Source organism: Synechococcus sp. J7-Johnson, assembly GCF_024345795.1.
In the GTDB taxonomy this organism is placed as follows: Bacteria; Cyanobacteriota; Cyanobacteriia; order PCC-6307; family Cyanobiaceae; genus Regnicoccus_A.
The window spans coordinates 1-8,324 of sequence record NZ_JAGQBU010000055.1; the positions used below are offsets into that span (position 1 = coordinate 1).

Sequence of the window (8,324 nt, forward strand, 5' to 3'; positions counted from 1 at the left end):
CTGATCAGATCCAGATCAGTTGCGGCAGCGGCGGTTTCGGGCACAGGAAGGAGGCGATACCACCGAGCGAACCCCATGCCGGCAGCTCAGGCCAGTGCGCCTGTGACACACTTTGAATCAGCCCTGGCCTGCACCCCGCCGCGATCCATGGGACTGGTGGCGGTGCGAGCTGAGGAATCATTGCCGTTGCCATTGGGGAAGAGCAGCCGCGGATGCCGGTGGCTGCTCCAGAAGCGGCGCAGGTGCTGCAGGGTTGCATCCGGAAGGGGCACGTAGCGATCTTTCCCTCCTTTGCTCTGGCGTACATGCACACGCTTCTGGGCCGCATCAATGTCGCCGATCTCCAGCGCAAGACCCTCCCCCAGCCGCAGGCCCATGCTGTACAGCGCAAAGAAGTACACGCGGTAGCGCAGCCGATAGACACTGTTGATCAAACGCTGTACTTCCTCCCGTGTGGGAATATCAGGCAACGATCTGGAGTTGGGTGGCTTGATGATCTCCACCCACTCCATCGGTTGGCCAAGGACCTGGCGAAAGAAAAACGACAACCCCCAGAGATCCACCTTGACGCTGCTCCAGGAGTAGTTCTCCACCATCCAGGCGAAGTAGGTTTTCAGATCAGCGGCTGTGAGGTTGTCAGGGCAGCGGTTGAAGAAGCCTGCGATGCGGCGTACAGCCCTGGCATAGCCGTCGATCGTCTTACCCCGTTTGCCCTGCAGCGTGAGGGCCTGCAGGTGCTGGGCATAGAGCTGGTCGAATCGCTCCTGTTCGTATTGTTCCATGGTGAGGTTCCTCCCCAATGGGATGGAAGAAATGACACACACTTGAGGGTGTGCATCCTTCACTGTGGAACTGCGAAATCGACTGGCGATCGAGCCTGCTGCTGCAGCCCAGGCTACCCGCCAATCAACCCATCAGTTTCTGGCCATCTTGCATGGCTCTGGCTATGCTGGCTTTGAATCTGCCGCGCAGCGGCTTAGTCCAACATCCAGATGCAGAAGACGGGGCAAAGGTTGCAATCTCAACCAAATGCTTCGTGCCCGCTTCTGATCTGGAGCGTTCGAAGGATCGCAACACCTTCATGTATGGCTAAACGATGAATCGAAAGAATGTATCCAAAATCAAGATTAGATATAGCACGAAATCAGTTGCTATGATCTCACTGTCTACTTATCCCTGCAATACTCCTGGAGACACATCATGACTTGGAAGCCAGATCATCCTTGGATAGTAGGGATCACAGTTCTTGGTTCCTTGGCAACGGTGGTTTCACTTATCATGTCCCTAGTTGTGAACATGCCAGGTGAAGACACGGCACCAAACAGCAATAAAAAAGATCCTCAATATCATGACCAACCCCAGCAACCTGCTGATCCTCCCGAACCGCGCTTACCCCCGAGTGGTCTCCAAAGTGTATCGCCCCGTGAGCTAAGTGGAACAATTAGGCTCTCCATTCGTGAAGGCATATTTGGGGTTTGTGTACGGTTTAGTGGATATAATAATGGGCTCCCTAGTTCATATGCCCCTTTCTTCCATGCTTGGTTGCCAGGCAGTGCACTCGACATCCCTATGATCATCGGGAATGATGAAAGTTGCGTTAATGGATATACACTTCAATCCTCTGCTCCTATGGCCTCACAAGGCGGCACAATGCGCATCTTTAAGAATAATCAAGCATTGGACTGGGTAAATGTCGGATCCTTCACCGTTGAAGGAGGTCAAGGCTGTCTAGACGTTGGCCTTGTGGAATCCTTCACGATCACTTGGATGAAAGGGGACACCAAAGAGAAAGCTGGCACTTCAGGTATTCCAATTAATGGTGGCTATGGCTGGGTATGCAAAGCCAATATCTGATCTCAAAAGTGATGAGCACAACTTCCACTACACGCACTACACGACTTTTCTGAGTTCTCCCCTAGCAATAGCAGCTTACGCTCAATCATCAGGCCAATGCAGGAGAGTCTGGCCTGAGTCTTATGCATGAATTGGCAGATGTTCTGTATATGTTCTGTACTTCCTCGGACGTTTTCTATCCGGAGGCGACTCTTCGAACACACCCCTGGAATGGACAGGCCCCCTTCAGTATCAGCTGCGCCTCCAAGGGATCTTGGCCTGTCACTCAGGGGCAGCGTTAGGCTTCACAAGCACCGTGTCAGCTTGGCCTGCGATGCAGAACCCGTGGAGCGCACTCCCTACCGCAACGCCGTACGTGCTGGCATCGGACGCTTCGCTTTTGCAGTCGTTCAATGCGCGAGCAGCCTCGAAGCATCAGTTCGACATGTTGCTGTTTCCTGAGCCGTTCTTCGGCTCGCTCAGTGCAACGGTCGTAGTCCTGAATCTGAATCCGGGGTGGAGCCCCGACGATGCTTCAGTTCACGCACAAACTGAGTTTGCCGCAATGTCGCGCAGCAGCCTCGCGCATGAACTCAAGCCCTACCCGTTCCTCCACCTTCAACCAACCGGCTCAACGCCAGGAGGAGCATGGTGGTTTCAAAGAGTACGGGAACTCGTTGGCGAAGTCGGCTTTGAGTCAGTGGCTCGCGGTCTGGCGTGTATTCAGTTCACTCCATACCACTCGCGGGAGTACTCTTCGGCCAGCCCGCGCCTGCCATCGCAAGAGTACAGCTTCTACTTGGTCCGCCGCGCAATGGCGCGCGGCGCTGAGATAGTTGTCATGCGCTCGGTAAATTTATGGCTAAGCGCTGTGCCAGAGCTTGCCAGCTACGCACGTCTACACCGTGGTACCAAACCTCGCGCTCCGTTCATCAGCCCCGGCAATCTCAAGTCGGCGTACCAGGCAGTCGCGGAGCGGTTGCGCAGTGCCGCCTAACGAACAAAGATAGATCGTGCGCAGCCACGATCTTGTCCGGTGTTGGACAAGCCCTTTGACGCTTCTGAGCAGCCGCCTACGGTAGATACGTACGGCCTGAATTCAGGCCTGGTTCAGATTTCAGAATCTGGAGCATGGTAGGCGGTCGGTAGCGGGACAGTCGTCCAGGCTTGAAGTCATGGATGCCAGTAGCCAGGCGGATCTGCACATGCTGAGGATTTTCTTGTGGCTTCTCAATGTTGCCTCAGAAATGGCAACACATCGAGGTCCCGTAAGGTTGGCCCTTACAAATGCAACATGAAGATAAGATCCTAGACCTCTGAGAGAGGAGGCACTAGATTTCCATATTCTGAATCTGAACGATGCCACAGGAGCATGGCTTCTTCTCCGGCGAGCCCAGCACTCGGTGGATGACGGAAATTGGGTCTGATAGAAAAATGCAACTGCTTGAAGACTTTGCTTTTACAGACCCTGATGGTTTTGCCTGGGAGGTTCCATCTGGCTACGAAGTTGATGGAGCATCAATTCCCAAGGCATTATGGTCTCTTGTGGGATCACCATATACAGGCGACTATAGGCGTGCAAGCATTGTGCACGACAAGGCCTGCAATGATGCGGTGGGAGACATAGCGCTACGCAGGGCCGCCGACCGCATGTTTTATCATGCCTGCAGAGCTGGAGGTTGCACCCCGGAGGAAGCAAACACTCTTTATCTTGGTGTCCGGATTGGTGCACTAGGAGGTGTAGTGCCACTATGGTCTCTCGGTATCGAAGAATCATTCACGCCTAAGCCGCGAACATCAATTCCTCCAAGCGAGAAACGCATAGAGGCCGACTTTCGCGTAGCGTCTGAGTTGCTTCTCAGGCAGGGAGTTACAGATGATCCTTTCGAGCTTGAGCGGCGAGTTGATGCAGCAATTAATACCGTAAGCGGACAGTAGGCTGCACGTCCACTCAAGAGATCCTAAGTTAGATTCCAGGTTTGCGTTCCACTTCCTGTCGCCTTTATTCTTACTAGCCTCATTCCCACAGTAAAACCAGATGTTGAAGCTGTGTCCCAACACCAATCAAATGCTTGCAATGGCAAATTAGTGTAGTATTCTCCGCGCCATTGGCGACCATCATCTGCCTCAGCGTAGTATGTATGATATATGTTGTTCGTCTCCAACACCAAGGCTGACTGGCCTGGAGATAAACGGTACCAACCTCGTTTTGCCCAATCTCCCCCATCAGGGCAGCCTGGCTTGTAGTAGCCGACGACAAGCCAGAGTGCGGAAGATGATTGATTTCTGAATTTCACGTACATGATCGTGGTCTCTTATTCGTCACTCTGAAGACGTACTGAAATTGGGGCCTTTTCAGAAGTATCACCAGATGAAGATGGGGGCAGCACTTCTGTAGGCCTTCTGTCATCAGGAACAACGTTGGCTTTTCTCGTGCCTTTGTTCGTTTTTTGAAAGAACTCTGCTCGCTCCTCTGCTTCAGCGTTTGTGCCCATAGCGGCATGTCGAAAGCTAACTGTTGGCGCGAATTCCAGGCTTTTTGAGTCAACCTCTGAAGCATCTACATCATTTTTCATACAGCAATGTGCATACTCTCTTTTATGAATGTAGTCTTGCCTCTTAGGCCCGAGAAGCGCATGTTCATAAAGCTACATCGGATACGCTGAACTGCTCATTCAAGCGATGCAGAACTATCCACACTGAGCTCCGGGCAGAGGTGCTGCTGCTGGGAAGCCAGGTCGTCACGGTAGCTAGTACCAGCGGCCAGGTACCAGCGATAGAAGCCATCAAGCCGGGCTGATCCAGCGGGAGGACATTCGGCGACCTGGGATGCGGCGGCCTTGCCCCGCTCATCCCACTCACGAGTGCGGTGGCCAGTAACTGACGCTGGGCTGTGGAGTGCCAACGCATCGTTCCTCTGCTGCCTCGTCAATTCTCTTTTCGTCGCTGAGCCACGGAATAGATGACCGCCTCGGCCACACGAGCCATGAACTCCGGATGGTGGTTTCTGCTCTTGGGAATGGTCAGGAGCACCAGATGTGGTGGTCTGGCTGACTAAGAGATTATCCATTGGCCTGATCCATGAAAGCCCGCCCCCCCAGCCTCGCCCTTCATGCCTGTTGACACCAGCAAGTACAGCGGCTAGTACTGATGTACCTGCTGCTCTGCCATGAGCCCTGTTTCCTCCCCATACGCAACCTTTCGCGCCCAGGATTGGATGCTCGTCGACTACGGAGCCCTCACGCGGTCACAGGCGGCCTCGACATCTGCGCACCCGTCATTCCCATCAACTCCCGCTTCCCTCAGCAATCAGAGGGATTGGGGCATGAAGAGCAAGCCAGTGAGCAGGTCATCCTGAGGTGCCGCCATGGTCGACCCTCTGCCCCGCCGTCTTCAGCACGGCGACATCGTGGCGGTGGCGTCCAGTCGCTGGTGGCCAGAGATGGTGGCTTGGCTCGACTTGATCCACTGGAGCACCAACCCGGTCTGGGCGTCGGTGATCGACGTCGATACGGGCCAGCAGCACTCCATCCAGATCCAGCACGTCATTGGGAGGATGGATGCTTACGACCCAGCCCCAAGGGCCATGCCTAAAGCATTGCTTGGGCAGGACAAGCCAGAGGACCCGCCGGAGATTGGGGTTGTGCTTGCGAACTGATGGCTGCTACGGCCCGGTGGGCTTCATGCACTCGTAGCGGAACTCATCCATCCCAGAGGTCGTTCAGGGTTTAGGGATACCGCTTCTCATAGAGGAATCCTCGTGCCTCGACCTTCTGCTTGATTCCGCGCAGCAACTGACGGATCCAGTCGGTGTCGATGTCGCCAACCCCGCCTGCCCGGGAGATTGAGTTGGTGTGGGGGCACTGGTTGAACCGGAGCATCGCCGCTCCTGCCATGCGTCTGGCCGAGGCGCTGGGGGAGCGCATCAGCGCCAGAGGGTGGGTGCTGCTCACCGGTGGCCGCCCAGCGGGGGTGATGGCAGCGGCCAGCCGGGGAGCGTTGCGGGTGGGGGGGCACCTGGTGGTGGGGGTGCTGCCCAATGAAGGGAACGGTGACGACAGACAAAGGACAGCGGACCTTGATCTGGCCCTCTTCGCCGGCATGGGCAAGGCCCGCAACGTGATCAACGTGCTCAGCGCCGATGTGGTGGTGGTCTGCGAAGGCGGAGGCCCCGGTACAGCCTCAGAAGCCGCCCATGCACTCAATGCGGGCCGGCCGCTGATCCTGCTGGCGGTGCCGGTGCTGTGGCGGGACTTCTTCTGCTCGCTCAGTAAGGGGGTGGAGAGCGCGAGCGACGGGCGGGAGTGCTGCCGGTTGATCGAGGCCCGGCTCCGAAAGGCATGAGCCAGCGACCACCGCATGTTCCCCCTGACCCCAAAGGAGGTTTGGTTGAGCGACGGGCGCCAAGTGCTGCGCTTTCGCCCGACCCGCTGAGAACGCACTTACCAGCGATTGGAAATCACCAGCGGCGAACTGCTTCCAGGCGAGCCGGTGCCGCTGCTCAAGAACCGCCGGGAGATCAGCCGGGATGAGGCCATCACGCTCTGGCAGGAAAAACGCAAGGCGGGCTGGGCGGCCTGCAGTCCCCAGTGGTGATCACCACCACCCAAACCGATCCACCCCACCAAGTTGAGTGCACAGAACCGATGGTCCCCTCCTTGCAGAAGAGCAGCAGCCACCAGCCACGGCGTTATCGCCTGGTGGATCACCACGGCCAACCTCACCTTGAGCTCGATGAGCACTTCGAGTCGATCGAGGAGGCCTGGGCGTTCGCCACCCACTGGTGGCAGCAGCAACAGCCTGCAGGCGAACCGGACACCCAGGTTGGGCTTGGTTTGGAGGTGAGCACCGAGAGCGGCAGCTGGCGCACCCTTCGCTACCCGCACGGCTGAACCCTGCAAAGGTGTGCCCAGAGGCCACTCTTGCCCTGGCACGCCCGTCTCCCACCGATCCCGCCCAGGCCAGTCCGCAGCCCACGGAGGTGCTGGCGGGATCGATCGAGCGCGTCACCTTCCATAACCCCGATAACGGCTTCTGCGTGCTGCGCATCAAGGCGCGCGGTCATCGCGACCTGGTGACGGTGGTGGGTCATGCCGCCGAGATCAGTGCCGGCGAATGGGTGACGCTGAGCGGCATCTGGGTGAACAGCCGCGAGCACGGCCAGCAGTTCAAGGCTTCCTTCCTCAGGGCCTCGGCCCCCACCACTGCCGAAGGGATCGAGAAGTACCTCGGCTCGGGAATGATCCGCGGCATCGGCCCGATCTACGCCAGCAAGCTCGTGGCGACCTTCGGCGAACAGGTGTTCGAGGTGATCGAGCAGGCCCCCGAACGGCTGCGGGAGGTGCCGGGCATCGGCCCGGTGCGGGGGCAGCGGATCAGCCAGGCCTGGGCCGATCAGAAGGTGGTGCGCGAAATCATGGTGTTTCTGCACAGCCATGGCGTCGGTACTGCCCGGGCCGTGCGGATCTTCAAGACCTACGGCAATGACGCCGTGCAGGTGATGGCCGAGAACCCTTACCGCCTGGCCCGCGACATACGCGGCATCGGCTTCCGTACTGCCGATGCCATCGCCGCGCGGTTGGGCATCAAGCCTGAGGCGATGATCCGCCTGCGGGCCGGCGTCAATTACGCCCTGCTGGAGGCCAGCGGTGATGGCCACTGCGGCTTGCCCAGCGCCGAACTGCTCAAGCTGGCCGGGGAATTGCTCAGCGTCGAGCGGCCAAGCGATCCAGCAGCGGAAGGCGAATCGGCATCGGAACCTGTGGCCACAAGCCGGGTGCCGCTGGAGCCAGGGTTGATCCAGAGCGCCCTGGATCTGGAGCTGGCCGAAGGTTCGGTGGTGGCAGACAGCCTGGCCGGTGAGCCGGCGATCTTCCTTTCAAATTTGCACCGCGATGAGCGCCGGATCGCGGCGTCCCTCCAGGCGCTGGCGGTGGGCCAGCCGCCCTGGGGAAGCATCGAGGCGGCGAAAGCCGTCCCCTGGGTGGAGCAACGCCTTGGCCTGGAGCTCGCCGCCAGCCAGAAGGGAGCGGTGGAGCAGGCCCTCTCCAGCAAGGTGCTGGTGATCACCGGTGGGCCGGGGGTGGGCAAGACCACCTTGATCAACGCGATCCTGCACATCCTGGCCGCCAAGAAGCTGCGGATCCAGCTCTGCGCCCCTACCGGCCGTGCCGCCAAGCGGATGAGCGAAACCACCGGGCTTGAGGCCAAGACGATCCACCGGTTACTGGAGTTCGACCCGGCGGCCTTCGGGTTCAAGCGCAATGCCGAGCTGCCACTGGAGTGCGACCTGCTGGTGGTGGATGAGACCTCCATGGTGGATGTGCCCCTGATGGCCTCACTGCTGGATGCCCTCCCAGCAGAAGCGGCCTTGCTGCTGGTGGGCGATGTCGACCAGTTGCCCTCGGTGGGGCCCGGCCAGGTGCTCGCCGATCTGATCAACAGCGGCGCCCTGCCGGTGGCCCGGCTCACGGAGGTGTTCCGCCAGGCGG

10 protein-coding genes are annotated in these 8,324 nt (G+C 58.5%); 8 read left to right on the forward strand and 2 right to left on the reverse strand.

What is annotated here, in order from left to right; translation table 11 throughout:
• Window positions 1-86: 86 nt before the first annotated feature.
• Complete coding sequence (locus KBY93_RS15540; RefSeq protein WP_255095333.1) at window positions 87-782, reverse strand: site-specific integrase; 696 nt, start codon at window positions 780-782, stop codon at window positions 87-89.
• 472 nt (window positions 783-1,254) lie between these two features.
• On the opposite strand from KBY93_RS15540, the gene KBY93_RS15545 reads away from it, so the two are divergent.
• The 3 genes from KBY93_RS15545 (at window position 1,255) to KBY93_RS15555 (ending at window position 3,771) form a co-directional block, all read left to right on the forward strand.
• A complete protein-coding gene (locus KBY93_RS15545; protein ID WP_255095334.1) occupies window positions 1,255-1,854 on the forward strand; it encodes a hypothetical protein in 600 nt (199 codons plus the stop codon).
• A 313-nt stretch (window positions 1,855-2,167) separates the two neighbouring features.
• Window positions 2,168-2,830, forward strand: a complete 663-nt coding sequence (locus tag KBY93_RS15550; RefSeq protein ID WP_255095335.1) for a hypothetical protein — start codon at window positions 2,168-2,170, stop codon at window positions 2,828-2,830.
• A gap of 362 nt (window positions 2,831-3,192) precedes the next feature.
• Complete coding sequence (locus KBY93_RS15555) at window positions 3,193-3,771, forward strand: DUF1353 domain-containing protein (RefSeq protein WP_255095336.1); 579 nt, start codon at window positions 3,193-3,195, stop codon at window positions 3,769-3,771.
• Between the two features lie 23 nt (window positions 3,772-3,794).
• On the opposite strand, the gene KBY93_RS16335 is transcribed toward KBY93_RS15555, so the two are convergent.
• A complete protein-coding gene (locus KBY93_RS16335; protein WP_399223354.1) occupies window positions 3,795-4,136 on the reverse strand; it encodes a DUF1036 domain-containing protein in 342 nt (113 codons plus the stop codon).
• Between the two features lie 1,064 nt (window positions 4,137-5,200).
• On the opposite strand from KBY93_RS16335, the gene KBY93_RS15560 reads away from it, so the two are divergent.
• The 5 genes from KBY93_RS15560 to KBY93_RS15580 all read left to right on the forward strand — a co-directional run.
• Window positions 5,201-5,491 carry a hypothetical protein gene (locus KBY93_RS15560; protein ID WP_255095337.1) on the forward strand — a complete coding sequence of 97 codons (291 nt, stop codon included), beginning with the start codon at window positions 5,201-5,203 and terminating at the stop codon, window positions 5,489-5,491.
• Between the two features lie 158 nt (window positions 5,492-5,649).
• Window positions 5,650-6,177, forward strand: a complete 528-nt coding sequence (locus KBY93_RS15565) for a hypothetical protein (RefSeq protein ID WP_255095338.1) — start codon at window positions 5,650-5,652, stop codon at window positions 6,175-6,177.
• Window positions 6,178-6,285: 108 nt separating this feature from the next.
• Window positions 6,286-6,429 carry a DUF1651 domain-containing protein gene (locus KBY93_RS15570; protein ID WP_255095339.1) on the forward strand — a complete coding sequence of 48 codons (144 nt, stop codon included), beginning with the start codon at window positions 6,286-6,288 and terminating at the stop codon, window positions 6,427-6,429.
• Window positions 6,430-6,479: 50 nt separating this feature from the next.
• Window positions 6,480-6,725: a hypothetical protein gene (locus KBY93_RS15575; RefSeq protein ID WP_255095340.1), complete on the forward strand. Its 246-nt coding sequence runs from the start codon at window positions 6,480-6,482 to the stop codon at window positions 6,723-6,725.
• An 11-nt stretch (window positions 6,726-6,736) separates the two neighbouring features.
• Window positions 6,737-8,324, forward strand: a 1,588-nt coding sequence (locus KBY93_RS15580; protein WP_255095341.1) for an AAA family ATPase, incomplete at its 3' end; no start/stop codon positions are given.